At 62.3% G+C, this 26,224-nt stretch carries 26 protein-coding genes; 13 read left to right on the plus strand and 13 right to left on the minus strand.

Annotated elements, in window-relative coordinates; all coding sequences use genetic code 11:
* The 3 genes from ACOCLD_RS02270 to ACOCLD_RS02280 form a co-directional block, all read right to left on the minus strand.
* Complete coding sequence (locus tag ACOCLD_RS02270) at nucleotides 1-165, minus strand: DUF1328 domain-containing protein (RefSeq protein WP_090379030.1); 165 nt, start codon at nucleotides 163-165, stop codon at nucleotides 1-3.
* 75 nt (nucleotides 166-240) lie between these two features.
* On the minus strand, nucleotides 241-675 hold the full coding sequence (locus ACOCLD_RS02275) for a ferritin-like domain-containing protein (protein WP_422910690.1): 435 nt from the start codon (nucleotides 673-675) through the stop codon (nucleotides 241-243).
* A gap of 50 nt (nucleotides 676-725) precedes the next feature.
* Nucleotides 726-1,562, minus strand: coding sequence for a BON domain-containing protein (locus tag ACOCLD_RS02280; RefSeq protein WP_422910691.1), 837 nt, complete (start codon nucleotides 1,560-1,562; stop codon nucleotides 726-728).
* Nucleotides 1,563-1,805: 243 nt separating this feature from the next.
* Here ACOCLD_RS02280 and algB point away from each other — a divergent pair, with 243 nt between their 5' ends.
* The 3 genes from algB (at nucleotide 1,806) to ACOCLD_RS02295 (ending at nucleotide 5,446) form a co-directional block, all read left to right on the plus strand.
* Nucleotides 1,806-3,158, plus strand: a complete 1,353-nt coding sequence (gene algB, locus ACOCLD_RS02285; RefSeq protein WP_422910692.1) for a sigma-54-dependent response regulator transcription factor AlgB — start codon at nucleotides 1,806-1,808, stop codon at nucleotides 3,156-3,158.
* Entirely contained in the window at nucleotides 3,155-4,930 is a 1,776-nt protein-coding gene (locus tag ACOCLD_RS02290) for a KinB sensor domain-containing domain (RefSeq protein WP_422910693.1), read from the plus strand. Before algB ends, ACOCLD_RS02290 begins: the two co-directional genes overlap by 4 nt.
* A 90-nt stretch (nucleotides 4,931-5,020) precedes the next feature.
* Entirely contained in the window at nucleotides 5,021-5,446 is a 426-nt protein-coding gene (locus ACOCLD_RS02295; RefSeq protein ID WP_422910694.1) for a DUF1330 domain-containing protein, read from the plus strand.
* On the opposite strand, the gene ACOCLD_RS02300 is transcribed toward ACOCLD_RS02295, so the two are convergent.
* From ACOCLD_RS02300 to ACOCLD_RS02310, 3 genes are all read right to left on the minus strand, one after another.
* Nucleotides 5,443-6,927 (minus strand): nucleobase:cation symporter-2 family protein, encoded by a 1,485-nt coding sequence (locus ACOCLD_RS02300; protein ID WP_392539051.1) that lies wholly within the window; start codon nucleotides 6,925-6,927, stop codon nucleotides 5,443-5,445. The genes ACOCLD_RS02295 and ACOCLD_RS02300 overlap by 4 nt on opposite strands.
* A gap of 208 nt (nucleotides 6,928-7,135) precedes the next feature.
* Complete coding sequence (locus ACOCLD_RS02305; protein ID WP_422910695.1) at nucleotides 7,136-7,912, minus strand: N-acetylmuramoyl-L-alanine amidase; 777 nt, start codon at nucleotides 7,910-7,912, stop codon at nucleotides 7,136-7,138.
* Complete coding sequence (locus ACOCLD_RS02310) at nucleotides 7,909-8,502, minus strand: MarC family protein (RefSeq protein WP_257776281.1); 594 nt, start codon at nucleotides 8,500-8,502, stop codon at nucleotides 7,909-7,911. The genes ACOCLD_RS02305 and ACOCLD_RS02310 overlap by 4 nt, the downstream gene beginning before the upstream one ends.
* 181 nt (nucleotides 8,503-8,683) lie before the next feature.
* Here ACOCLD_RS02310 and ACOCLD_RS02315 point away from each other — a divergent pair, with 181 nt between their 5' ends.
* The gene (locus ACOCLD_RS02315; RefSeq protein WP_257776282.1) at nucleotides 8,684-10,102 is read left to right on the plus strand and encodes a DASH family cryptochrome; all 1,419 of its coding nucleotides are present in this window, start codon (nucleotides 8,684-8,686) and stop codon (nucleotides 10,100-10,102) included.
* Between the two features lie 42 nt (nucleotides 10,103-10,144).
* On the opposite strand, the gene ACOCLD_RS02320 is transcribed toward ACOCLD_RS02315, so the two are convergent.
* The 5 genes from ACOCLD_RS02320 to ACOCLD_RS02340 all read right to left on the minus strand — a co-directional run bounded on the left by ACOCLD_RS02320 (nucleotide 10,145) and on the right by ACOCLD_RS02340 (nucleotide 14,718).
* On the minus strand, nucleotides 10,145-12,016 hold the full coding sequence (locus tag ACOCLD_RS02320; RefSeq protein ID WP_422910696.1) for a diguanylate cyclase: 1,872 nt from the start codon (nucleotides 12,014-12,016) through the stop codon (nucleotides 10,145-10,147).
* 71 nt (nucleotides 12,017-12,087) lie between these two features.
* A complete protein-coding gene (locus ACOCLD_RS02325) occupies nucleotides 12,088-12,951 on the minus strand; it encodes an endonuclease/exonuclease/phosphatase family protein (protein ID WP_257776283.1) in 864 nt (287 codons plus the stop codon).
* 23 nt (nucleotides 12,952-12,974) lie between these two features.
* Nucleotides 12,975-13,604, minus strand: coding sequence for a thiol:disulfide interchange protein DsbA/DsbL (locus tag ACOCLD_RS02330; protein ID WP_257776284.1), 630 nt, complete (start codon nucleotides 13,602-13,604; stop codon nucleotides 12,975-12,977).
* Between the two features lie 171 nt (nucleotides 13,605-13,775).
* Nucleotides 13,776-14,381 carry a c-type cytochrome gene (locus tag ACOCLD_RS02335; RefSeq protein ID WP_422910697.1) on the minus strand — a complete coding sequence of 202 codons (606 nt, stop codon included), beginning with the start codon at nucleotides 14,379-14,381 and terminating at the stop codon, nucleotides 13,776-13,778.
* A gap of 46 nt (nucleotides 14,382-14,427) precedes the next feature.
* Nucleotides 14,428-14,718, minus strand: coding sequence for a c-type cytochrome (locus ACOCLD_RS02340; protein WP_392539057.1), 291 nt, complete (start codon nucleotides 14,716-14,718; stop codon nucleotides 14,428-14,430).
* Nucleotides 14,719-14,965: 247 nt separating this feature from the next.
* Here ACOCLD_RS02340 and yihA point away from each other — a divergent pair, with 247 nt between their 5' ends.
* On the plus strand, nucleotides 14,966-15,619 hold the full coding sequence (gene yihA / locus ACOCLD_RS02345) for a ribosome biogenesis GTP-binding protein YihA/YsxC (protein ID WP_422910698.1): 654 nt from the start codon (nucleotides 14,966-14,968) through the stop codon (nucleotides 15,617-15,619).
* A 325-nt stretch (nucleotides 15,620-15,944) separates the two neighbouring features.
* Here the strand turns inward: yihA and polA are convergent, their stop codons facing one another.
* On the minus strand, nucleotides 15,945-18,791 hold the full coding sequence (polA, locus tag ACOCLD_RS02350; RefSeq protein WP_422910699.1) for a DNA polymerase I: 2,847 nt from the start codon (nucleotides 18,789-18,791) through the stop codon (nucleotides 15,945-15,947).
* 74 nt (nucleotides 18,792-18,865) lie between these two features.
* Between polA and ACOCLD_RS02355 the strand changes: the two genes are divergently transcribed.
* The gene (locus tag ACOCLD_RS02355; RefSeq protein ID WP_233685653.1) at nucleotides 18,866-19,150 is read left to right on the plus strand and encodes a DUF2782 domain-containing protein; all 285 of its coding nucleotides are present in this window, start codon (nucleotides 18,866-18,868) and stop codon (nucleotides 19,148-19,150) included.
* A gap of 14 nt (nucleotides 19,151-19,164) precedes the next feature.
* Nucleotides 19,165-20,115, plus strand: a complete 951-nt coding sequence (locus tag ACOCLD_RS02360) for a homoserine kinase (protein ID WP_422910700.1) — start codon at nucleotides 19,165-19,167, stop codon at nucleotides 20,113-20,115.
* A gap of 156 nt (nucleotides 20,116-20,271) precedes the next feature.
* Here ACOCLD_RS02360 and znuA read toward each other — a convergent pair whose 3' ends face one another.
* Nucleotides 20,272-21,240 (minus strand): zinc ABC transporter substrate-binding protein ZnuA, encoded by a 969-nt coding sequence (znuA, locus tag ACOCLD_RS02365; RefSeq protein WP_422910701.1) that lies wholly within the window; start codon nucleotides 21,238-21,240, stop codon nucleotides 20,272-20,274.
* A 66-nt stretch (nucleotides 21,241-21,306) separates the two neighbouring features.
* On the opposite strand from znuA, the gene ACOCLD_RS02370 reads away from it, so the two are divergent.
* From ACOCLD_RS02370 to ACOCLD_RS02395, 6 genes are all read left to right on the plus strand, one after another.
* Nucleotides 21,307-21,792, plus strand: coding sequence for a Fur family transcriptional regulator (locus tag ACOCLD_RS02370; protein ID WP_422910702.1), 486 nt, complete (start codon nucleotides 21,307-21,309; stop codon nucleotides 21,790-21,792).
* The gene (gene znuC / locus ACOCLD_RS02375) at nucleotides 21,789-22,595 is read left to right on the plus strand and encodes a zinc ABC transporter ATP-binding protein ZnuC (protein ID WP_422910703.1); all 807 of its coding nucleotides are present in this window, start codon (nucleotides 21,789-21,791) and stop codon (nucleotides 22,593-22,595) included. Before ACOCLD_RS02370 ends, znuC begins: the two co-directional genes overlap by 4 nt.
* Nucleotides 22,588-23,376, plus strand: coding sequence for a zinc ABC transporter permease subunit ZnuB (gene znuB / locus ACOCLD_RS02380; RefSeq protein WP_422910704.1), 789 nt, complete (start codon nucleotides 22,588-22,590; stop codon nucleotides 23,374-23,376). The genes znuC and znuB overlap by 8 nt, the downstream gene beginning before the upstream one ends.
* Before the next feature lie 68 nt (nucleotides 23,377-23,444).
* Nucleotides 23,445-24,302 (plus strand): PA5502 family lipoprotein, encoded by an 858-nt coding sequence (locus tag ACOCLD_RS02385; RefSeq protein WP_422910705.1) that lies wholly within the window; start codon nucleotides 23,445-23,447, stop codon nucleotides 24,300-24,302.
* A gap of 201 nt (nucleotides 24,303-24,503) precedes the next feature.
* Nucleotides 24,504-25,511: a methionine ABC transporter ATP-binding protein gene (locus tag ACOCLD_RS02390; RefSeq protein ID WP_422910706.1), complete on the plus strand. Its 1,008-nt coding sequence runs from the start codon at nucleotides 24,504-24,506 to the stop codon at nucleotides 25,509-25,511.
* The gene (locus ACOCLD_RS02395; RefSeq protein WP_422910707.1) at nucleotides 25,511-26,188 is read left to right on the plus strand and encodes a methionine ABC transporter permease; all 678 of its coding nucleotides are present in this window, start codon (nucleotides 25,511-25,513) and stop codon (nucleotides 26,186-26,188) included. The genes ACOCLD_RS02390 and ACOCLD_RS02395 overlap by 1 nt, the downstream gene beginning before the upstream one ends.
* Nucleotides 26,189-26,224: the final 36 nt, after the last annotated feature.

Here is a 26,224-nt window from a genome sequence, read left to right on the forward strand (position 1 = left end):
TTAGCCACGTGGGCGACGACCCATAATGAACGAGACGATAAACATCACCAGGAACACCACGAACAGAATCTTCGCGATACCCGTGGCGGTGCCGGCGATACCACCGAAGCCCAGGACTGCAGCGATGATGGCGATAATCAGAAAGGTAATGGCCCAACTCAACATGGCGAATCTCCTTACTCAGATTGTGCGCCGTGGCGCGGTTTGACCCGCTGTGGCGCAGGCCACAGCGGAACAGGCTTACTGCATGGACTGTTTAAGGGCGCGCATGCGCTCATGGTTGGCCCGCACATTGGGCATTTCTGCGTTCAGCAGGACCTGCACGTCCGGGTCGGCGCACTCCAGAGCATCCTCGAAGGCATGCAGGATGCGGTCTTCGGCCTCTTCCAGCTGCGCCACATAGGTGGCTTCGGTGTCGCTGACCAGGGTCGCCTTGGTATCGGCGTAGACCTGGCGCAGCTTGCCGACGAGGGTGCCACCGCTGGCGGGCTTGGCCTGGTTGGCGGCCACTTTCACCGACATCGCGCGAATCAGCTCGCCCTTGCTCTGCGACATGTCACGAAACAGCGCCTGCAAGCGCACGTCCTTCACCTCGTCGTGGGCATGCTGGTAGAAGCGCTGGCCGTCACGGGTGATTTCGATCAGTTCGTTGAGTTGCTCAGTGGTGTGGGTCATGGCGAATCTCCTCTGTGTTGTAGCGGCGACCCGGATGGATCAACAGGCCGTTAGCTGGCGACGCGCAGGGCATCGGCATCAACACCGCGTACGCCACGGATGTTGCGTGCGGTCTCAATCGCCAACTGCTTCTCGGCGTTGCTCAGCACACTGCCGCTGAGACTGACCATGCCCTTCTGGGTGTCGACCGAGATATTCAGGCCGTCGAGGTTGCGGCTGTAGATAAAGCTGGATTTCACTTTGCTGGTGATCCAGGCATCGCTGATCGCCGCAGCGGTGTCATCAGCGGCGTTCTGCACCTTGGCCGCCGTGCTGTCGACCGCACTGACGCTGAGCAGGTTGTTCACCTCGCGCACGCCATCGGTGTTGGCCGCCAGACGCCCGGCCAGCTCCTTGGCCTCGGCGCTCTGTGCGCTGCCGGTCAGGCTGACTGTGCCATTGGCGGCGCTGACCTTGATATCCAGGCCTTCGGTATTGCTGTTCCACAGCAGCTTGGATTTCACCGTGGCGGCCAGGGTGGCATCGTCAAAACGCTGCGACAGGCTTGGCTCGCTGCTGGCCTTGGCTTCGAAGGCCGGGTCGAGGGTCAGCTGGTTATCGACCTCTTTCACGCCGTCGATGCCCAGGGCGATTTGCTCGGCCAGGTCACGCTCGACATCGGTTTCCACCTTGCCGGTGAGCTTGGCGCTGCCGTTTTCCACGTCCACGTCGATGGTGAAGGGATTGAGGTGGCGGTTAAGGGCGAAGGCGGTCCAGATCGAGCCTTCCTGGCGTGCCTCGCTCAGCTCACGGCTGGTATCGCTTTGCGCTGCATGGGCCGCAAAAGGGGCCAGGCCGATCAGGCCAGCGGTCGCAGTGGCCAGGGCCAGAGTTTTCAATTGATGCATGGCAGTTCCTCCAATGGATAACGATCAGGCAGCCGTTTGTCGCCGCCGTTACTGCTAGATCGCAAGCGCCATGCCAGCTTTTTCAATCAGAATAAATACATATATATCAATAACTTAAACAATAAACAGAAACGCCTTGAACATGCAGCTTGCATGATCCGCGGTGAACCGCCGTGCAACTTGCACGACGCATCGTGGACTAACCCTCAGCACGGCTACCGCGAATGGCTCAAGGAGAAGAACATGCACACACGCAACGAGGCACACAGCCTGGGACGCATCCTGCTGGTCGATGACGAGCCGGCGATCCTGCGCACCTTCCGCTATTGCCTGGAAGATCAGGGTTATCAGGTCAGCACGGCCAACAGCGCAGCCCAGGCCGATGCACTGCTGCTGCGCCAGGTGTTCGACCTGTGCTTTCTCGACCTGCGCCTGGGTGCGGATGACGGCCTGGAAGTACTGGCGCAAATGCGCCTGCAGGCGCCCTGGATGCGTGTAGTAATAGTCACCGCGCACTCGGCTGTGGACACCGCCGTGGATGCCATCCAGGCCGGCGCAGCAGATTATCTGGTCAAGCCGTGCAGCCCCGAGCAGCTGCGCCTGGCCGCCGCCAAACAGCTGGAAGCGCGCCAGCTGGCCGAACGTCTGGAGCGTCTGGAAGGCTGTGCGCGCAAGCCCGGCGACGACCTCGACTCGCAGAGCCCGGCACTGATGGCCGTGCTGCAAACGGCCAAACAGGTGGCCGACACCGACGCCAACATCCTGATTCTCGGCGAGTCCGGCACTGGTAAGGGTGAGTTGGCGCAAGCCATTCACCGCTGGAGCAAACGTGCGAAAAAATCCTGCGTCACCATCAATTGCCCGTCGCTCAGCGCCGAGCTGATGGAAAGCGAGCTGTTCGGGCATAACCGCGGGGCCTTTACCGGCGCCAGCGAAAGCACCCTGGGGCGGGTCAATCAGGCCGATGGCGGCAGCCTGTTCCTCGATGAGATCGGCGATTTCCCGCTGGCCCTGCAACCCAAACTGTTGCGCTTTATCCAGGACAAACAATACGAACGCATCGGCGACCCGGTGACCCGTCAGGCCGATGTACGGATTCTCGCGGCCACCAACCTCAATCTCGATGAGATGGTGCAGCAGGGGCGTTTTCGTGAAGACCTGCTGTATCGCCTCAACGTCATCACCCTGACCCTGCCGCCGCTGCGCGAACGCCGCGAGGACATCCTCGAGCTGGCCGAGCGTTTTCTCGCGCGCTTTGTCGTCGACTACGCCCGCCCGGCGCGCACTTTCAGCGACGAAGCCCGCGAGGCGCTGCTCAGCTATGCCTGGCCGGGCAATATCCGCGAGCTGCGCAACGTGATCGAGCGCGCCAGCATCATCTGCAGCGAAGAACGGGTGCAGGTCAGCCACCTCGGCCTGAGCCCGCAGGCCAACCCCAGCGCCCCGCAGATCGGCGATCAGCTGAGCCTGCAAGACCTGGAAAAAGCCCATATCAGCGCCGTGATGGCCAACAGCGAAAGCCTCGATCAGGCGGCAAAAACCCTCGGTATCGACGCCTCGACCCTGTACCGCAAACGCAAGCAGCTCAGCCTGTGAAGCTGCGCAGCCGGCTGTTTCTCAGCAGCAGTGCGCTGCTCACCGTGGCCCTGGTCGGGCTGTTGCTGGGCATGTTCAGCGTGCTGCAACTGACCCAGGTGCAAGGCCAGGCGATGAACCGCAACCTGCAGATCATCGAGGCCAGCCTCGGCCTGCGCCAGGAGCTGGGCAAGCAGGTGATTCTGCTGCTCGCTGAAGACCTCGACCGCGAGGCACTTAAAGCCTCCGATCAGCAGTTCAAGGTCTGGCTGCAACGCGCCGCACAAAGCGCCACCGACGACAGCGACCGCCAGGCGATTGCCGAAGTCGAGCGGGCCTATGGCAACTTCGATGACCTGCTGGCCAAGCCGCTGACCGTACGCCGCGAGCTGCTCAGCAATGACAGCTTCGGCCGCGCCATCGAGGCCCTGCGCGACCGCATCAACGCCGTGCAGATGCGTTACGTCAGCGCCGTGGAACAGGAAGAAGCTCGCGCCCGCGAACGCGCCTGGCTGATCGCCGGCTTGCTCGGGCTGATCGGTCTGGCCGTGCTGGTAATCGGTTTTGTCACCGCGCACAGCATCGCCCAGCGCTTCGGCCGGCCGATCGAGGCACTGGCGCGGGCCGCCGACCAGATCGGTCAGGGCGATTTTCAAGTCACCTTGCCGCTGACCCCGGTGGCGGAGCTGTCCGCTCTGAGCCAGCGCTTCGGCCTGATGGCCGAAGCCCTGCGCGAATTCAAAAGCAGCGATGTGGCCGCCCTGCAGGCCGAGCAACAACGCCTGCAAGCGGTGCTCGACGGCATCGATGACGGCCTGCTGATCTTCGACTGCGCCGGCCGGGTCGAGCATTTCAACCCGGTAGCACAACGGCAACTGGGCTGGAGCACTGCACAACTGGGCCAGACCCTGGATGTGGCGCTGCAACGCGCCGATCTGGCTGAGCAGCTGCAAAAGGTGTTGCAGGGCGAAAATCTGGATGAGCTGCTGGACGATGTGCAGGTGCAGGTCGACGGTGAGAGTCGCCTGCTCGCCTACAGCCTGTCGGGCGTCAGCCACAGTGAAGGGCGGCTGATGTGTGCAGTGATGGTGCTGCGCGACGTGACCGAGCAGCGCGCCTTCGAACGCGTACGTAGCGAATTCGTGCTGCGCGCCTCGCATGAGTTGCGCACCCCGGTGACCGGCATGCTGATGGCGTTCTCGCTGTTGCAGGAGCGCGTGCAGTTCGCCGCCGAATCCCGCGAGGCCGACCTGCTCAGCACCGTGGATGAGGAGATGCAGCGCCTGCTGCGGCTGATCAACGACCTGCTGAATTTCTCGCGCTACCAGAACGGCCTGCAAACCCTGGAACTGTCCAACTGCGCCCTCGAACCGCTGCTGCTGCAAACCCAGCAGCGCTTCAGTGCCCAGGCGGCTGAATTGCAAATCAGCCTGGCTTGCGAGGTGCACGGCGCGCTGCCGGACGTGCAGATCGATGCGCTGCAGATCGAACGAGTGCTCGACAACCTGATCGGCAACGCCCTGCGCCACAGCCACCCCGGCGGGCAGATCCGCCTGCAGGCACGGCAGCAGGATGATCGGGTGGTGCTCAGCGTGGCAGACAACGGCGAGGGCATTGCCTATCGCCAGCAAACCCGCATCTTCGAGCCCTTCGTCCAGGTCAGCCGCAAGAAAGGCGGCGCCGGCCTTGGTCTGGCCCTGTGCAAGGAGATCGTCCAGCTGCATGGCGGACAGATCGGTGTGCACTCACGGGCCGGGCAAGGTGCGCAGTTCTACGTGACACTGCCGGTGTAAGGCATTTCTGGGTATCAGCCTGGCTGATGGCGATTGCCTGTGCGCCGGCGTATGTCGACACTGGGCGCTCCACACATGAGGAGCACCGCCATGCCCAGCATCAACCCCAGTCCTGAGCAACTGGCTGCATTCACCGCCAAGGTGGCGGATGACACACCGCTGCTGATGCTCAACCTGCTGCGCTTTCAGGCCCAGGCCAGCTATGCCGGCGGCAGCCGCCACGCACCGTGCAGCGGCCGTGAAGCCTATGCGCGCTACAGCCAGACGGCGCTGCGCAAAGTTCGTGGGGTGGGCGGCGAGGTGCAGGTCATGGCCCGCGCGCAAGCGGCGCTGATCGCGCCCGCTGACGAGCAATGGGATGAACTGCTGCTGGTGCGTTACCCGTCCAAGGCGGCCTTTCTCAGCATGCTCGCCGACCCGGAGTACCGTGCGGCGACCGAGCACCGCACGGCCGCTCTGGCTGACTCGCGACTGATCGCCAACACCGAACACCCGGCGCCAGCTCAGCCGGGCTAGTGCCCGGCAGCGTCCTTGATCAAGGGCACTTCCTTGCCTTCGACGTCGAACAGCTTGCCGCCCTTGAAGTAGTCACCATCATTCAGTGCGGCAATGTCCTGGTAACGCAGGGTGCGTTCGTGGCCGGCGACGAATACCGACTGCTGGTCCGAGTTGCCGGCCTTGAAGTGGTTGAAGGCCAGGTTGAGCAGAATCGCCATGATCGCCGCCGAGCTGATGCCGGAGTGGAAGATGGTTTCGAACCAGGCTGGGAAGTGGTGATAGAAGGTCGGCGCGGCAATCGGGATCATGCCGAAGCCAATGGAGGTGGCGACGATGATCAGGTTCATGTTGTTGCGGTAATCCACCTTGGACAGGGTGCGAATGCCGCTGGCCGCCACGGTGCCGAACAGCACCACACCGGCACCACCGAGCACTGCCGTTGGCACGGCGGCGACCAGACGGCCCATCACCGGCAACAGGCCGAGGGTCACCAGAATCAGACCGGCCGAGGCCACCACATAGCGGCTCTTCACCCCGGTCACGGCCACCAGGCCGACGTTCTGGGCAAAGGCGCTCTGGGTGAAGGAGCCGAAGATCGGCGCAAACACGCTGGAGATCATGTCCGCACGCAGACCATTGCCCAGGCGTTTGGAGTCGACCTTGGTTTCGATGATGTCACCCACCGCGAGGATGTCCGCCGAGGTTTCCACCAGGGTGACGATGATCACGATCAGCATCGAGATGATGGCCGCCACGTGGAAGGTCGGCATGCCGAAATGGAACGGGCTGGGCATTGCCACCATCGGCCCTTCAGTCACCTTGGAAAAATCCGCCATGCCCAGGGCCACGGCTACCAGGGTGCCAATGACCATGGCCAGCAGGATCGACAGGCGCGAGATGCTCGAACTGCCCAACTTGCTCAGCAGCAGCACGGTGACCAAGGTCAACGCGGCCAGGCCGATATTGGCCATGCTGCCGAAATCCGCTGCGGCACTGTTACCGCCCATGGCCCAGCGCGCCGCCACTGGCATCAGCGTCAGACCAATGACGGTGATGACGATGCCATTGACCAGCGGCGGGAAGAATTTGGTGATGCGAGAGAATACCGGGGTGATCAACAGCCCGATAATCGAGGCCGCGATCACCGCGCCGAACACCGCAGGGAGACCGCCGGCACCGTCACTGCCGAGGATCGCAATCATGGTCGCCACCCCGGCAAAGGACACACCTTGTACCAGCGGCAGCTGTGAGCCGAAGAACGGCAACCCGAGGGTTTGCAGCAAGGTCGCCAGGCCGCCGGCAAACAGCGAGGCGGCAATCAGCAAGCCGATATCCGCGGGTGACAGACCGGCGGCCTGACCAATGATCAGGGGCACCGCAACGATGCCGCCATACATGGTCAATACATGCTGCAGGCCATAGGCGAGGTTGGCACCGATACCAAGGTTTTCGTCTTCCGGGCGCTGTGCGGAAGACGGCGTAACAGGTGAAGTCGTCATGCTGGGGTACTCGCTGTTTATTCTTGTGCGAGCAATGTAGACAAACATAAATCGTCTTGGCTACAACTTTGTATACATTTTCAGACAAAAGAGCATCGCCAGAACGATTCTCGAATACACAGTCTAGAAACGAACATGCGCGCATAAAAAACCGCCGAAACATACGCTGTTTCGGCGGTTGTTTATTACCAACGCTGCAGGCCTCGGTTTAGAGCATTGCGGCCAGTACCACCAGCAGCGCCGCCGTCTGGGCATCTGGTTCGCCGTCATAGCGTGCCGGGCGGTATTTCATCTGAAAAGCCGCGATGACATTGCGCGTGGCCTGATCCAGCTCGCCATGCAGCGGCACGGCATAACCCTGTCGCACCAACTGTTCCTGGAACCACTGCACGCTTGGCAGGCTGGCACTGAACAGCGCCTGCTGATGTGCCACGGCACTGTCATCCGGCCACGGCATCAGGCCGGCCTCGGCCAGGCGCTTCCAGGGGAACAGCGGACCGGGGTCGACCTTGCGCTGCGGGGCAATATCACTGTGCGCCAGGATGCTGCCGGGCGGCAGCTGGTGGCGTTGCATGATGTCCTTAAGCAGCGCGATCAGCGCCTCGATCTGCGCCGGGGCAAACGGCTGCCAGTAGCGGCCTGCTGGGGTGTCATAGAAGCCCTGGTTAACCAGCTCAATGCCAATCGTGGTGCCATTGAGCCAGGTACGACCCTGCCACTGACTGTCACCGGCATGCCAGGCACGGCGGTTTTCATCGACCAGGCGGTAGATGGTCGGTGGCGCCTCGCCAATCAGGTAGTGGCTGCTCACTTCCGTCTCGGTCAGCAGTTGCAGCGAGCGGTTCAGATCAGCCGAGGTGTAATGCAGCACGATGTATTGTACACGGCTGTTCTGCCCGCTGGCGGTATGGCTGTCATCAATGCGCACGCCATGACCGCAGCCGGCCAGCAGCAACAACAAAGCACTCAGTAAGATCGTTCTCATGGGGCGATGTGCAACACGCTTTGCAGGTTATCCAGCAGCATGTCGACGCTGAGCATGATCAACAGCATGCCCATCAGTCGTTCCACTGCGGTCAACCCGCGAGGGCCCAGGAAGCGCTGCAGAAACGACGCCTGCAAGAGAATAAAGGCGGTCGCCGCCCAGGCCAGCAACACGGCGGCGTAGAGCTCCCAGAGCGGTCCTTCGTGGGTATTGCGCAGGGTCATCAGTACCGCCAAGGCCGATGGCCCGGCCACCGCCGGAGTGGCCAGCGGCACCAGCATCGGTTCGCCATCCGGCACATCCCCCAATACGCCTTGCGGGCTGGGGAAGATCAGACGCATGGCGATCACAAACAGGATGATCCCACCGGCAATCGCGGTGGCTTCACGCGACAGGCCCAGGGCGCTGAGCACCTTGTCGCCAAAGGTAAGGAACAGCAGCAACAGGGCCAGGGCGAACAGCAGCTCGCGCCCGGCCACCCACAAGCGGCGTTTGGCCGGCACGTTCTTCAGTGCAGCGATAAAGATGGCGATGTTGCCGAAGGGGTCGGTGACCAGAAAGATCAACGCGGCGATGCCGAAAATTTCCATGAAGCACTCCTCTACAGATCGGCAGAGTTTAGTGCTTATGCCAGCAGAAAACGCCTTTGATCAGGTAGAAGCGCCACGCTGGTCTATTGCCTGGGCAAGCCATGGCGGACGCTGCTAGACTAAAAGCTGTACAAATAAGGGAATTATGTACAGGCTTTGTACTGATTAGGAGATCAGCACCATGCGCGCCTTGCTCTGGTTCAAACAGGATCTACGCCTTGATGACCATCCCGCGCTGCAAGCCGGCCTGAGTGCCGAGTGCCTGCTGCCGGTGTATGTGCTGGACCCTGAGCAGCTGCAACTCAACGAGTTTGGCATGCGCCGCATGGGTGTACACCGTGCGCGCTTCTTGCTGGAAAGCCTGGTGGCCCTGGAGGGCGAACTGCGCCAACGCGGTTCACACCTGCTGCTGGTAATTGGCAACGCGGAACAAGCCATCCCCCAGCTGGTCGCACAGTTCAACCTGGATCAGGTGCTGACCCTGGAGGAAATTGCTCCGGATGAACGCGCCCTGGTGGCTCGTGTCGCAAAACGCCTGGGCCAGGTGCCGGTGCAACAGGCACCTGCCAATAACCTGCTGCGCAGCGAAGAGCTGCCCTTCGCCCTTGAGCAGCTGCCCCATGTCTTCAGCCGCTTCCGCAGCCTGATCGAAGAGCGCCTGCAGGTATTCCAGCCACGCCATGCGCCAGATCGCCTGCCACTTCTACCCGATGGCGCGCTGGCGCTGATGCAGCCACTGCCCACGCTGTCCCAACTGGGCCTGGGCGAACCGCTGAGTGTTGCCGCCAGCGCCTTTCCCTTTTCCGGTGGCGAGCCGGCAGCCCTCGGCCGCCTGCGTGACTACCTGTGGAAAACCCAGGGCGTGCGGCAGTACAAGGACACCCGCAACGGCATGATCGGCAGCGAGTACTCCTCGAAGTTCTCGCCCTGGCTGGCCAATGGCAGCCTCTCGGCACGCCGGGTCATCGCCGAACTGCGCCGCCATGAAGCGCAGTACAAGCGCAATGACTCGACCCACTGGCTGTGGGTCGAGATGCTCTGGCGCGATTTCTTCCGCTGGACCCTGGCGCGGCATGGCAGCGCGCTGTTCAAGGCTGGTGGGCTGAAGGCCACCGCACGGGCACCGCAACAGCTGGACCAGCGTTTTCAGGACTGGTCACGCGGGCGCACCGGCATGCCGCTGATCGACGCGAATATGCGCGAGCTGGCCGCCACCGGTTTTATGTCCAACCGCGGCCGCCAAGTGGTGGCCAGCTACCTGATCAATGATCTGCAACAGGACTGGCGCCATGGTGCGGCCTGGTTCGAGGAACACCTGATCGACTATGACCCGGCCAGCAACTGGGGCAACTGGGCCTACCTTGCCGGGGTGGGCAACGACCCACGGCATAACCGCGTGTTCAATGCCCTGCGCCAGGCCCGTGAATACGACCCGGACGCGCACTATGTCAGCCTCTGGCTACCGGAGTTGCGTGATGTACCGCAGGCGCTGCGGCACACGCCCTTTCTGCTCGCTGGCGGCCACCTGCGCAGCCTCGGCTACCCACAGCTGGGCACTATTCCGGAGAGCTGGAAACCCTACCTGCACGCAGTCGCCTGAACCCGCCAGCAGCGCGCCCGGCATGCCACGCACGGGGCCAGATCAACCCAGCTCGACGCGGTTGCGCCCGCCGCTCTTGGCCCGGTACAGCGCCTGGTCGGCGCGCTCGAAAACCTTCTCGCTGCTTTCGCCACTGACAAAGCTCGTCAGCCCAGCCGACAGGGTGATGGTCACCCGCTCGCCCCGGAAGTGAAAAGGACACTGCTCAACGCCATCGAGCAGGGTCTGCAACAGCTGCCGCCCGCCCTCCAGCGGGGTTGATGGGATCAGCAACACAAATTCCTCACCGCCAAAGCGGGCAATGAAATCGGTCTTGCGCAGGCGCTTGGCCAGCTCACCGGCAATGATTTTCAGCACCTTGTCGCCGGCCAGGTGGCCATAACCATCGTTGATTCGCTTGAAGTGGTCAATGTCGAGCACGGCCAGCGCCAGTTCGCCGCCGTAACGCTTCCAGCGCGCCATTTCCAGCTCCAGGCGTTCGCCCCAACCGGCACGGTTGGGCAAGCCGGTCAGCGGGTCAATCAGCGCCTTCTGCCGCTGCTCCTCCAGGTGATCACGGAAACTCTGCGCTTCCTGCTCCATGTCAGCGACTTTCTGGGTGAGGCTTTGCAGGCGCTGCGCCACCTCTTCTTCGCGGCCATCGCGGTGCTTCTGATGCTCACTGACGGTGTTGAGCAAACCATCCAGACGCGCTTCCAGCGACTGCTTGAGGCTGTGCAAATCCACCGCTTCCTGCACGCTGGCTTGCAGACCGCTGACCTGTTCACGCAGCTCCTGATTGAAGGTACGCGCACTTTCCACCGACTCGCTGTAGCCCTCATGGGCTTCGGTGAGGGTGCCGAGAAATGAGGCTAGACGCTCGTTGAGCTGTTTCAGGTAGCTGGCAAATTCGCGCTGGCCACTGTCGGTCACGGCCAGAATCAGCACCGCCAGATCATCCAGCACGGCCACCAGCTCATACCAGTTCAAGCCGCCCAGCACCCGTTGGCGCAGGGCCTCACCCTGAGGCTTATGGCGCTCCGGCAGTTCCAGTTCGTCGAGCAGGCTAGTCAGGCTTTCGCCGATATGCGGCGCTACCGCGCTGTAGCCGGGTTCGGGAATCTCCGGCAAGGCATAGGCTGGGTCACCCTCGGCCAGCGGCGCAGCGGGCGTTTCGACAACGGTGGGCGAGGTGACAGGAGCCGTTGGCGTTGGCGTTGGCGTTGGCGTTGGCGTTGGCGTTGGCGTTGGCGTTGGCGTTGGCGATACATGCTCTGCGGCAGCTGCCTCCATCACCAGCGCCTCAGCAGTCTCCACAGGTACCGGTACAGCGGGCACGGCTGCCGGGCTGGCCAGCGCTCCAGGTGCAGATAATTGTGCAGGCTCGGCCACGGTTGACGCAGTGTCGGCATCCTTGGCACCAAACAGACGTTGCAACAGACCGGGACGGGCCGTCGCGGCGTCGCCATCAAAGGCTGCCAGTGCCTGCTGCTGCAAGCTGCTCAGTTCGCTGAGCAATGCCGGCAGTTCGCGCGGCTGGCTGGCACGTTCCTCGATGCGCTTGGCGAATTGCTTGAGCGCCTTGCGCACTTCACGCGGCGGCTCCAGAGCCAACAGTTGGCTGGTTAGATTGGTGACCCCGGAAATGTTCTGTTCGATGCGGTCCTGGCGGCGCTTTTCCGAATCCAGTACGGCCTTTTCCAGGCGTGGAATCAGTGCAGCAAGACCGCTGTCGATGTCATCGCGACGCAGGGTTTCGCGTAGCTCCTGCATGCATTGATCGACCGACTTGTCGCTGCCTTCCGCCGCCAGCGAGCTGCGCACCAGGCCACGCCGCAACAAGTCCAGGCGTGTTTCCCAGCGGCGTTCAAGTTTTTCCTGCTGTTCCAGGCTTTCCAGGTACTTGCTTTTCCAGCGCTGGGCATCGTCGGTCATCATCGCCATCCAGTGTTCGAGGTCTGTTGCCGGGTTATCACACTGCAGGCGGGCGATAACCTGCCCATCACCTACAGCTCAACCAGCATAGGTGGTGCAGGCCCACAGAGTGAAGTGGGCAAACGAATTTGCACCGCCACAGGCAGATGGTCGGAGATCGGCAATGGCAACACCTCACAGCGCTCCAGAGACAGTTCCGCGCTGAGCAGGATGTGATCCAGGCAGCGCTGCGGCTGCCAGCTGGGAAAGGTGGCCTCGACCTGCGGCGCCCACAAGCCCAGGTCGCGCAGGGGTGAATGCTCCAGCAGGTCGTTGGCGTGGGTGTTCATATCGCCCATCAGCACCCGATGCCGGTAATCGCTGAGCAGCTCGCGGATATAGGCCAACTGCCGAGTGCGGGTGCGCGCGCCCAGAGCCAGGTGCATCATCACCACGGCAATTGCGTCAGGCCCCTCGCCGAGGCGCAGCAACATTGCACCTCGCCCTGGCGGGCCGGGCAACGGGTGATCTTCCAGCAGGCTGGGACGCAGTCGGCTGAGTACGCCATTGCTGTGCTGGGCGAAACGCCCGAGGTTACGGTTGAGTTGCTGGTACCAGTAGGGAAAGGCGCCGAGATGCGCCAGGTGTTCGACCTGATTGACGTAGCCGGAACGCAGGCTGCCGCCATCGACCTCCTGCAAAGCCACCAGATCGAAATCACCGAGCAGCTCGCCAATCCGTTGCAGATTGCCGCTGCGCCCGGCATGCGGCAACAGATGCTGCCAGCTGCGCGTCAGGTAATGGTGATAGCGCTGGGTGCTGATGCCCACCTGGATATTGAAACTGAGCAGGCGCAGGCTGCCATTCTGTGGCCAGTCATCCGCTGGCACACAACGTGGATTGACCTGTGGATCGCACAGGTCAATCGCCCGTCTGGCCGGCCAGCGCCTGAGCATGACGCGTTATCCGCGCACGCCGATTACTGCGCGGCGCGTTCTTTGGCGATCAGGTGATCGGCCACTTGCAGGGTTTGCTGCGGGCCGCCCGAGCTGCTGATGTCGAAACGGTATTTGCCGTTGACGATCATCACCGGCACACCGGTGATCTGATAGGCCATGGCCAGTTTCTTGGCCTTCTCCAGCTGGCTCTTCACACCAAAGGAGTTGTAGGTCTTGAGGAATGCATCTTTATCAATGCCTTCAGCCGCGAGGAAGTCAGCCATTTCTTCCGGGGTGGCCAGCTTCTTGCCCTGCACGTGGATGGCGTCGAAGATCGCCGCATGCACCTTGTGCTCGGCCTTCATTGCTTCAAGGGTGATAAACAGCTGGCCATGCACGTTCCACATGCCACCAAACATGGCCGGGATGCGCACGAAGTTGACATCCTCAGGCAGGGTTTTGATCCACGGGTTGATGGTGTCTTCGAACTTGTAGCAGTGGCCACAGCCGTACCAGAACAGCTCGACCACTTCGATCTTGCCCGGCTTGGACACGGCCACCGGGTTGTTCAGTTCTACATACTGCTTGCCCGCTTCAATCGGCTCGGCATGGGCACTCAGGCCAAACAGGCTGGTGGCGACGAGAGTGGCACTGAGGATCAGGTTACGCATGCATTACTCCTTGGCTATGGACGGTGCGTGATGACGAACCGAGGTTCGACCCGCGAGGCAATCTGAGGTTCCACACATTGTAGGGGCTGTTGCCCCGAGGTAGCGATGCGCAGAACGAAAAAGGGCGGCCTGAGCCACCCTTTTTCATTACTGCATGTCGCCCAGCGTGGATCAGTGCAGACCCTGGATATAGCTGGAAACTGCTTCGATATCCTTGTTGCTCAGCTTGGCCGCAATGGAACGCATGATCATGCTGTCGCCATCGTTGGTGCGGTTGCCTTCGCGGAAATCGGTCAGCTGCTTGGCAATGTAGGTTGCGTGCTGGCCACCCAGTTGCGGGTAACCGGCGGCGTCCAGGCCAGCGCCATTCGGCGAATGGCAGCCGGTGCAGGACGGCATGCCTTCAGCCAGTTTGCCGCCACGGAACAGCTCGCCACCACGCTCGACCAGTTTCGGGTCGGCGGCGCCAACACTCATCTGCTGGCTGGCAAAGTAAGCGGAGATGTCTTCCAGGTCCTGATCGCTGAGGTTATCCAGCAAACCGGTCATTTCCACGATTGGACGGGCACCGGATTTGATGTCCTTCAGCTGCTTGAGCAAGTAGCGCTCGCCTTGCCCAGCCAGTTTCGGGAAGTTCGGTGCAGCACTGTTGCCATCGGCACCATGGCACGCACCACACACAACCACCTTACCCTGGCCAGCTTCAGCATTGCCTGCAGCATGTGCGAAGCCAGTGAGGCCCAGGGTCAACAGCAGACTCACGAGTACTTTGTTCATCAGCTAATCCAATTTACGGCTAAGAGAAAGAGTTTATGCGCCGGGCTTACTCGGTCATCAACTTGATGACGGCTTGGTAATCCTCGGCGGTGCAGTCCATGCACAACCCGCGGGGTGGCATGGCATTCAGACCATTGGTGACACTCTGTACCAAGGCATCGGTACCCTTGGCCAGACGCGGTTCCCAGGCTGCCTTGTCACCACGCTTTGGAGCGGTCGGAATCTGCCCGTTATGGCACACACCACACGCGCGAGCGTAGACGGCTTCCGGGTCCTGTGCAGCCTGAGCACTCAACGACAGCATCAATGCACTGGCTGCAATCAGCAATTTTTTCATCAGATCAACCTCATCAGGGAGGGGAACGTACTGCTTTCTATGGGCAGATGATCTAAATCGTTCCCGTGAACACTTATCCAACAGCAGGGAGAAAGCGCACACAAAATCTGCTCCATTATATACTGGCGTCATTGAAACGGAAACGACGCAGCTTGCCGCGCTACGCGCTGACAGGCAGGCTGCGCGCAAATGTCGCAAGGGCATCGCGCCTGCAATGCCTTCTATGCCCGCCCTCACGGATACCCAGATGCAAGCCAAGAACCCGATTATCGGTCTGTGCCAACAGGCTACGTTCCTTATCAGCGCAGCCAAGGTCGACCAGTGCCCGGAGGATTTCGGCCATGAAGTGGCCTTTGCCGGCCGCTCCAACGCCGGTAAATCCAGCGCCCTGAATACCCTGACCCACGCCAGCCTGGCACGTACCTCGAAGACGCCAGGGCGCACCCAGCTGCTCAACTTCTTCAAGCTGGATGAAGAGCGCCGCCTGGTCGACCTGCCGGGTTATGGCTACGCCAAGGTACCAATCCCGTTGAAACTGCACTGGCAGAAGCACCTGGAGGCCTACCTCGGCAGCCGCGAATGCCTGCGCGGCCTGATGCTGATGATGGACATCCGCAAACCGCTGACTGAGTTCGACATCCTTATGCTCGACTGGTCCGTGGCCAGCGAAATGCCCATGCATATCCTGCTGACCAAGGCCGACAAGCTGGCTTTTGGCGCAGCGAAGAATGCTCTGCTCAAGGTGCAGCAGGACATTCGCAAGCGCTGGGGTGATCGCGTCAGTATCCAGCTATTCTCCGCGCCCAAACGCATTGGCGTCGAAGAAGCTCAGGAAGTACTGGCCGAATGGATGCAGCTCGGTGAGTTTGCCCTGCCGGATGACGAAGAAGCCGAAGCCTGATCCAGGCCTGTAGCGATCGCAGCAGCAGCCCGAAGGGTGATCGACATAGGTGGGTTGAGCACAAAAAAAACCCCGAAACTTCTTATGGGGGAGGGAAGTTCGGGGTTTAACGTCTGAACCGCTAGGGCGGGGTCCAGAATCTGCCAACACTTAACACAACAAGGAGCATCGAAGGGCTTTGCGGGCCATTCGTGAACTCTGACTGGCCGGGCAAGAATAAAGTTCAGCCGAGCTTTTGAATCGATTAGCTATAAAAACGACAATATCGATACCCAAAAACCTAAAACGCCCGCCATAGCAGGCGCTTAGCCGCACCACGCCGGCGTCAGTGCGCCTCATCCCAGTTATCACCCACGCCAACCTCCACCAGCAGCGGCACATCCAGCGCGGCAGCATCGCCCATCAGCGGCTTGATCTGCTCACTGACCTGCGCGACCAGATCCTCACGCACTTCCAGCACCAGTTCGTCGTGTACCTGCAGGATGACCTTGGCATCCAGACCGGACTCACTCAGCCAGTTGTCGACCCGGACCATGGCACGCTTGATGATGTCCGCTGCCGTGCCCTGCATCGGCGCGTTGATCGCGGTGCGCTCGGCGCCTTTGCGCAGTGCCTGATTCTTCGCGTGGATATCCGGCAGGTACAGCCGGCGACCGAACAGCGTCTCGACAAAGCCCTGCTCGGACGCCTGCTCGCGGGTGCGCTCCATATAGGCCAGCACACCGGGGTAACGGGCGAAATACACATCGATATAGGCCTGCGCCTGCTTGCGGTCGCAGCCGATCTGCTTGGCCAGGCCGAAGGCGCTCATGCCATAGATCAGGCCGAAGTTGATCGCCTTGGCACTGCGGCGCTGATCACTGGTGACCTCTTCCAAAGGCACACCGAACACCTCGGCCGCAGTGGCCTTGTGTACATCACGGCCATGGCGGAAGGCTTCCAGCAGGCTTTCATCCTTGGCCAGGTGGGCCATGATGCGCAGCTCGATCTGCGAATAGTCCGCCGCCAGCAGTTTGTAACCCTTGGGCGCGACAAAGGCCTGGCGAATACGTCGACCTTCAGCGGTGCGGATCGGGATGTTCTGCAGGTTCGGATCGGTGGACGACAGACGCCCGGTGGCCGCCACCGCCTGGTGATAGCTGGTGTGGATGCGCCCGGTGCGCGGGTTGATCTGCTCTGGCAGGCGGTCGGTGTAGGTGCTTTTCAGTTTGCTCAAGGAGCGGTACTGTATCAGCACCTTGGGCAGTTCGAAGTCCTGTTCGGCCAGTTCGGCCAGCACCGCTTCAGCCGTGGAGGCCTGACCCTTGGCGGTCTTGCTAAGCACCGGCAAGCCCAGTTTTTCGTAGAGAATCACGCCCAGCTGCTTGGGCGAAGCCAGATTGAATTCTTCGCCGGCAATCTCGAAGGCCTGACGTTCCAGCGCCACCAGCTTTTCACCCAGCTCGTTGCTTTGCAGACCCAGCAAGTTGGCATCCACCAGCGCGCCCTGGCGTTCGATACGCGCCAGTACCGGCACCAGCGGCATCTCGATCTCATGCAGCACCTTGGCCAGGCTCGGCTCAGCGTCGAGCTTGGCCCACAAATGCTGGTGCAGACGCAGGGTTACGTCAGCATCTTCAGCGGCATAAGGCGCGGCCTGGGCAAGATCAATCTGGTCGAAGGTCAGCTGCTTGGCGCCTTTGCCGGCGATGTCCTCGAAGCGGATATTGCTGTGATCCAGGTATTTGAGTGCCAGGCTGTCCATATCATGACGGGTGGCGGTGGAATCCAGCACGTAGGACTCAAGCATGGTGTCGAACGCCACACCCTGCACCGCGATGGGTGTCGAGGCATTGGCGAGGATGTTGATGTCGTACTTGGCGTGCTGGCCGACCTTGGCCTTGCTTGGGTCTTCGAGAATCGGCTTCAACGCCTTGAGCACTGCATCGCGATCGAGCTGACTCGGCACGCCCATATAGCTGTGAGCCACCGGGATATACGCCGCTTCGCCGGCCTTGACCGCAAACGACAGGCCGACCAGCTGCGCCTGTTGCGCATCCAGGCCAGTGGTTTCGGTGTCGAAGGCGATCAGCTCGGCCTTGCGCAGCTTCTCCAGCCACTCGTCGAACTGCGACTGTTCCAGGATGCACACATAGTCACCCAAGGCGGCCGGCGCGGGCTGTTCGGCAACGGCCGTTTCGACTGCCGCCGCTGCAGCGGTCGGTGCTGCGACAGCAACGGCACTGGCGCTGGGCGCCAGAGCAAACAGGTCATCGGCGGGCGCTGCGATCGGGGCCTTAACCGCCGGGGCCGGGTTGCTGCGCAGCAACTCATCGCGCCAGGTCTTGAACTCCAGCTCGGCGTACAGCTCCATCAGGGCCGGCACATCCATCTCGCCCGGGTGCAGCGAGTCGATAGCGATATTCAGCGGCACATCCAGTTTGATGGTCGCCAGCGCGTAGGACAGGTAGGCCATATCCTTGTGCTCGGCGAGTTTGGCCGGCAGGGTCTTGGCCCCACGAATCGGCAGTTCCGCCACCTTGTCGAGATTGGCGTAGAGCACATCGAGGCCACCACCGACCCCAACCAGCAGGCCCAGCGCGGTCTTTTCGCCCACGCCCGGCACGCCGGGAATGTTGTCGACCTTGTCACCCATCAGCGCCAGGTAGTCGATGATCAGCTCAGGACCGACACCGAATTTCGCTTTCACGCCATCGATGTCGTAGACGCTACCGGTCATGGTGTTGACCAGCGTAACGTGCGGGCAAACCAGCTGCGCCATGTCCTTGTCACCGGTGGAGATCACCACGTCACGGCCCTCGGCAGCGCACTGGCGGGCCAGGGTGCCGATCACGTCATCGGCCTCGACGCCCTCGACGCACAGCAGCGGGTAGCCCATGGCCCTGACGCTGGCGTGCAGCGGCTCGACCTGCACACGCAGCTCGTCGGGCATGGACGGGCGATTGGCCTTGTACTCGGCGAACATTTCATCACGGAAGGTCCCGCCCTTGGCGTCGAACACCACGGCAAACGGGCTTTTCGGGTACTGCTTGCGCAGGCTCTTGAGCATGTTCAGCACGCCCTTCACCGCACCGGTGGGCAAGCCCTTGGAGGTGGTCAGCGGCGGCAGGGCGTGGAAGGCACGGTAAAGGTAAGACGAACCGTCAACCAGAACGAGAGGGGCTTGGCTCATGAGCAGGATCAACCTTTTCGGCGGGGGCAGCGGTAGAATGGCCGCACCATTGGAATCAAAGGGACAAGGTTATCATGCGCGCACTCAATCGCCTGTTGCTCGCCAGCCTGCTGGCATTCACCACCCTGGTCGCCCACGCCGAAGATCCGGTTTCGGCCGACCCGGACGTAACCATTCGCCAGGACGGCGACCGCACCATCACCGAGTATCGGCAGAATGGCTTTCTCTACGCGATCAAGATCACCCCGAAAAAGGGCAAGCCTTACTTCTTGGTACGTGCCGATGGTAGCGAAGGCAACTTTATCCGCTCCGATCAGCCAGACATGCTGATCCCGCAGTGGGAAATCTTTAAGTGGTAAGGCGTTTCTAACCTATGTCGGTATTTACCCCGCTTGAGCGCCATGAGCTCGAGGTGTTTCTCGCGCCCTATGGCCTGGGTCGTTTGCGCGACTTCCAGGGCATTGCTGCGGGCAGTGAGAACAGCAATTTCTTCGTCAGCCTGGAACAGGGTGAATTCGTTCTGACCCTGATCGAGCGCGGCCCAAGCGCCGACCTGCCGTTCTTTATCGAACTGCTCGACGTGCTGCACAACGCCGGCCTGCCGGTGCCCTACGCCCTGCGTACGACCAGCGGCGAGGCGCTGCGCAGCCTGGCGGAAAAACCGGCGCTGCTGCAACCGCGCCTGGCCGGTAAGCATGTGCATGAAGCCAATGCGCATCACTGCCAGGAAGTCGGTGCACTGCTGGCGCGCATCCACCTGGCTACGCGCCATCAGCCGCTGCCGCGCAAGAGTGATCGAGGCCTGGACTGGATGCTCGCCGAAGGGCCAAGCCTGGCGCTGAAGTTGCCTGATGCGCAGTTGCCGCTACTGCGCGATGCACTGGCGGAAATCCACACGCTCAAGCCACGCATCCTCGCCTTGCCGCAGGCCAATCTGCATGCCGACCTGTTCCGCGACAACGTGCTGTTCGACGGCAACCACCTGGCCGGAGTGATCGACTTCTACAACGCCTGTTCGGGGCCGATGCTCTATGACCTGGCTATTGCCCTGAACGACTGGTGCTCGCGGGATGACGGTAGCCTGGACAGCAAACGCGCGCAGACGCTGCTCGGTGCTTACGCAGGTTTACGGCCCTTTACTGCGGCAGAAGCTGAATTGTGGCCGGCCATGCTGCGCATCGCTTGCGTACGCTTCTGGCTGTCACGCCTGATCGCCGCCGAATCCTTCGCCGGCCAGGAAGTGCTGATCCATGATCCGGCGGAATTCCAGCGCCGCCTGGCCCAGCGCCAGCAGGTGGATCTAGCGCTGCCGTTCGCCTTCTAAAACCTGTCTACGATCTGCTGCGCGTCGGCCCTGCTGCGTTAAAAACAGGCTCGGAATGCTCATGTACAGCTCGTACACTCCGCTTCCTCGCCTGTTTTTGCCTTGCATGGCTCTAGCTCGCGAGATCGTAGGCAGATTCTTAGCCCCGAGCGCTGATTACAGCGCCTCGAGGCAACCCGCCAATTCGCCCGCCATATTCTCCAGCAAAGTTTCATAGCCCTTTGCGTCTACCGGCAAGGCACCACCGAGGGCGTCCAACTCAGCCAGAGTAACCGGCAACCCGGCGGTCAGGGTTTGCGCCAGGCGCGGGCGGAAAGGCGGTTCGCTGAACACACAACTCGGCCCTGCCTGCTGCAAGCGCTCGCGCATGGCGGCCACGTGCTGGGCGCCCGGCTGTACTTCACCCAGTACGCTGAACACGCCGGCATGCTTGAGGCCATAGGCGGCTTCGAAGTAGTCGTAGGCTTCGTGGAAAACGAAGTAGGGCTTGCCTGCCAGGCCGTTCAGGCGACTTTTCAGGCGCTGATCCAGGGCATCCAGACGCGCGCTGAACGCCTTGGCATTGGCCTGATAACGCGTGGCATTGGCCGGATCTGCTTGCGCCAAATCGGCAGCGATTTTGCCGGCAATCACCCGGGCATTGGCCGGCAGCAACCAGAGGTGCGCGTCCAGGCTGCCGGGGCGATGGGCATGGTCATGCTGGTCAGCGTGATCTGCGTGATCTGCGTGATCTGCGTGATCTGCGTGATCATCCTGATGCTCGGCGTGTTGCGCATGGCTGTCGCCAAAATGACGCAGGGATATACCCGGAACATCCTGCAGCGCCACACTCGGTTTCTCGCGGCCGGCCAGCACGCGCGGCAAAAAGCTTTCCAGATCCGCGCCAATCCAATACAGCAGGTCGGCATCACGCACGCGGCGTACATCGGAGGGACGCAGCGCGTAGTGGTGCGGCGATGCGCCCGGCGGCAGCAATACATCGGGCTGGCCGACGCCGTCCTGCACGGCAGCGGCAATCAGCTGCAGCGGCTTGATGCTGGTCAGCACGCGCACATCGGCGTGTACCGCGAAACTCAAGGGAAAAGTGATAAAGAACAGGGCAAAAGCCGGAAAAAGACGCAACACGGGGAGCACTCAAGCGGGAAGGAACGGGTAATATAATAACGTCTCTCATCTTATTCGTCGTTGCCCATGACTCAAGCTCCGCTGGCCTCGCGCCCCCACGACCACTCCCACTGCGTCAGCCATGCCCTGGCCGAGGCCGAAGCCATCTGCGTGCGTCAGGGCCTGCGCCTGACCGCTCTGCGCAAACGTGTGCTGGAGCTGGTCTGGGCCAGCCACAAACCGCTGGGCGCCTACGACATCCTCGGCGTGCTGAGCGACGAAGACGGCCGCCGTGCCGCACCGCCCACGGTATACCGCGCCCTGGATTTCCTCCTGGAAAACGGCCTGGTGCACCGTATCGCCTCGCTCAACGCCTTTGTCGGCTGCAGCCACCCGGAGCACGCCCACCAGGGCCAGTTCCTGATCTGCCGAAGCTGCAATGCGGCTATCGAGCTGGAGCAGGCCACGATCAGCGACGCCATCATCAGCAGCGCGGCCGGTGTCGGCTTTGCCGTGGAAAGCCAGACAGTAGAAGTGGTCGGCCTGTGCGCAGGCTGCCAGGAGCAGGCATGAACGATGCCCTGATTCGCCTCACCGAAGTGGGCGTGACCTTCGCCGGGCAGAATGTGCTGCAGGATGTGCAGCTCAGCGTAAAGCCTGGGGAAATCGTCACCCTGATCGGCCCCAACGGCGCCGGCAAAACCACCCTGGTGCGCGCCGTACTCGGCTTGCTGACACCCGACACCGGCAACGTCTGGCGCAAGCCCAAACTGCGCGTCGGCTATATGCCGCAAAAGCTGCACGTGGATGCCACCCTGCCACTCTCGGTGCTGCGCTTTCTGCGCCTGGTACCGGGCGTCAGCCGCACGGATGTGCAGGCCGCGCTGGCCGAAGTAGGCGCGGAACAGGTACTCGACAGCCCACTGCAAAGCATCTCTGGCGGCGAGTTGCAGCGCGTGCTGCTGGCCCGCGCCCTGCTGCGCAAGCCGGAACTGCTGGTGCTGGATGAGCCGGTGCAGGGCGTCGACGTGGCCGGCCAGGCCGAGTTGTACCGCCTGATCACCCAGCTGCGTGACCGCCATGGCTGTGGCGTGCTGATGGTCTCCCACGACCTGCATCTGGTGATGAGCACCACTGATCAGGTGGTCTGCCTCAACCGTCACGTCTGCTGCTCCGGCCATCCGGAGCAGGTCAGCTTCGATCCGGCCTTTGTCGAGCTGTTCGGCGAAGACGCCAAGAGCCTGGCCGTCTACACCCACCACCACGATCACGAGCACGATCTGCATGGCGCGGTGGTCACTGAAACGCCTGCGGGCCTGAGCATCAAGGGTCCGGTAAAAGCGCATATCCACGGAGATGGCTGCACGCATGGCTGATTTTCTGCTCAACGCCCTGCTCGCCGGCCTCGCCCTGGCGTTGGTCGCCGGACCGCTGGGTTCCTTTGTGGTGTGGCGCCGCATGGCCTATTTCGGCGATACCTTGTCACATGCCGCGCTGCTCGGCGTCGCCCTCGGACTGATGCTGGATGTCAGCCCAACCCTGGCAGTCACCGTGGGCTGCGTACTCCTCGCGGTGCTGCTGGTGACCCTGCAAAGCCGCCAGCCACTGGCCTCAGACACCCTGCTCGGCATCCTCGCCCACAGCACCCTGTCGCTAGGTCTGGTGGTGCTGAGCTTTATGCAGGATGTGCGCATCGACCTGATGGGCTATCTGTTCGGCGACCTGCTGGCGGTCGGCCCCACTGATCTCGCCTGGATCATCGGCGGCAGCGCCCTGGTGCTGATACTGCTGGCCCTGCTGTGGCGCCCGCTACTGGCGATTACCGTGCACGAAGAGTTGGCCAAGGTCGAAGGCCTGCCGGTGGCGGCGATTCGCCTGAGTCTGATGCTGCTGATCGCCGTGGTGATCGCCGTGGCGATGAAGATTGTCGGCGTACTGCTGATCACCTCCTTGCTGATCATTCCCGCCGCCGCTGCCCAGCGCCATGCGCGCACCCCGGAACAGATGGCCTTCGGCGCCAGCCTGCTGGGCATCGTTGCGGTATGCGGCGGGCTGAGCCTGTCGTGGTTTCAGGACACGCCAGCCGGGCCGTCCATCGTGGTCAGCGCCGCCGCGTTGTTTCTGCTGAGCTTTGCCCTGCCCCGGCGCACCGCCTGAAAGATTGGTGATGCTTCCGGGCACAGTGTAAACTTGCGCGTTTTTTGCACAATTCGAGACGCGCAGTCATGAAATCGTTCGTTTTCCGTGGAATTGCCCTCAGTCTGGTTCTACTGCTGGCCGGCTGCCAGAGCGCGCCGCAACCGGCCAACCTGCCGGTGGATGATCTGGTCAGCGCCTTCCGTCAGCTCGATCAGAGCCTGGCCAGTGGTGACCTGAGCAACGCCGAAAGCCAGCTCGGCAGCCTGCAGCAACGCGCCGCCGGCGATACCCGCCTGGAGCAATACCAGCGCCAGCTCGCCGAAGCCCATCTGCAGCAGGGCCAGAAAGCCCTGCAAAGCGGTGATCTGGATAACGCCGCCAAAGCCCTGAGCCGCGCGCGCAGCCTGATGCCGCAGGCACCGGCATTGACCACCGGCCTGGATGGCGCCATCGCCCAGGCCCGTGAAGCCGAACTGGCTGCCGCCGAACAGCGCCGTCGTGCCGCCGAGCAAGCAGCTGCCCAGGCCGAAGCAGCCCGTCTGGAGCAAGCGCGCCAGTTGCGTCTGGCGGCGGAACGTCAGGCTGCTGCCATCCAGGCCACTCAGCTGCCCAACACCCCCGCCGTGGAAGCGCCGGCTCCCGTGCCGGCCAAACCGCAGGCGCGCATCATCGACCCGGCCGCCGCCAGCAGCGTGGTCGGCATGCCGATGCTCGACAACCAGGACAACGAACGCCTGCGCAGCCTGCTTGACGGTGTCGCAGCAGATATCGTGACCTTCCGCTGTGCTGTGCGCATCGAAGTGCGCGAGGCCAAGGATTTCCCTTGGGTCGCCTCCCTGCTCAATGCACGGATCAAGCGCCTGGACCCGAGTTTCAGCCCGCGCATGAGCCAGGTAATCAAGCCCGCTCAAGTGCCGCAGCTGGTGCTTAGCCCGCAGCGTTAACCAGGTTGCGCTGCGATCACGACCGGGCTTGCCCGGTCGTTTGCATTGGCGCTGGCTACACTGCCCAGAGCAGTCAGCCATCTAATGCAATTTAGCTATAACCATAGGTCTACAAAGATTTTTGCGACCTAAACAGCGCCGGGTAGACTAGCCGCCGTTTCGGCCTACCCGGCAGCCCGAAAAACCCAAAAGGTTTATTCCGTGATCAATTTTCACCAGGTCCACAAGGCGTATCGCGTCAGTGGTCAGGACATCCCCGCGTTGCAACCGAGCGATCTGCAGATTGCCCGGGGCGAAGTGTTCGGCATCATCGGCCATTCCGGCGCCGGTAAAAGCACCCTGCTGCGTCTGATCAACCGTCTGGAGCAGCCTTCCGGCGGGCGTATCGAGATCGACGGCGAAGACGTCACCGCACTCGATGCCGCAGGGCTGCGGCGCTTTCGTCAGCAGGTCGGGATGATCTTCCAGCACTTCAATCTGCTGTCATCGAAGACCGTCGCCGACAACGTCGCCCTGCCACTGAAGCTGGCCGGTGAGCTGCCGCGTAGCGCGATCAATGCCCGCGTGACGGAGTTGCTGGCCCGCGTCGGTCTGCAGGATCACGCCAACAAGTACCCGGCGCAGCTCTCCGGCGGGCAGAAACAGCGCGTCGGCATCGCCCGCGCCCTGGCCACCGAACCGAAGATCCTCCTGTGCGACGAGGCCACCAGCGCCCTCGACCCGCAGACCACGGCCTCGGTGTTGCAACTGCTGGCCGAGATCAACCGCGAGCTGAACCTGACCATCGTGCTGATCACCCACGAGATGGACGTGATCCGCCGCGTGTGTGACCGCGTGGCGGTGATGGATGCCGGGGTAATCGTCGAGTCCGGCCCGGTGGCCGAGGTGTTTCTGCACCCGCAACACGCCACCACCAAGCGCTTCGTGCAGGAAGCCGAACAGATCGACGAGAACGAGCAGCGCGATGATTTCGCCCATGTGCAGGGCCGCATTCTGCGCCTGACTTTCCAGGGCGAAGCCACCTACGCGCCGCTGCTGGGCACCGTGGCACGTGAGACCGGGGTGGATTACAGCATCCTCGCCGGGCGTATCGACCGTATCAAGGACACCCCCTACGGCCAGCTGACCCTGGCCCTGACCGGCGGCGACCTGGACGCCGCGCTGGCGCGCTTTAAAGCCGCCGACGTACATCTGGAGGTGCTGCGCTGATGGAAGCCCTACTGACTCGCCTACTCCCCAACGTTGATTGGACGGAAATCGGCTATGCCAGCCTGGACACCCTGAGCATGCTCGGCGGCTCCATGCTGTTTACCGTGCTGCTTGGCCTGCCGCTGGGCGTGCTGCTATTCCTTACCAGCCCACGGCAGATGTTCGAACAGAAGGCCTTCTACGGCTTCCTTTCGCTGCTGGTGAACATTCTGCGCTCGGTGCCGTTCGTGATCCTGCTGATCGTGATGATCCCCTTCACGGTGATCGTCACCGGCACCTCGCTGGGCGTCGCCGGCGCCATCCCGCCGCTGGTGGTCGGTGCCACGCCATTCTTCGCGCGCCTGGTGGAAACCGCGCTGCGTGAAGTCGACCGCGGCATTATCGAAGCGACCCAGGCCATGGGCGCCACCACCCGGCAGATCGTGGTCAACGCGCTGCTGCCCGAGGCACTGCCCGGCATCATCGCGGCGATCACCGTGACCGCGATTACCCTGGTGTCCTACACCGCCATGAGCGGCCTGATTGGCGGCGGCGGCCTGGGCGATCTGGCCGTGCGTTATGGCTATCAGCGCTATCAGCCGGACGTGATGGCGGTGACGGTGATCCTGCTGCTGGTGCTGGTACAGATTCTACAAACCGTCGGCGACAAGCTGGTGGTGCATTTTTCCCGCAAATAAACAGCCGGCGACTACCCGTCGCCAACCCCGATCCCA

The sequence above is a fragment of the Pseudomonas cimarronensis genome (assembly GCF_049331905.1).
Lineage (GTDB): Bacteria > Pseudomonadota > Gammaproteobacteria > Pseudomonadales > Pseudomonadaceae > Aquipseudomonas.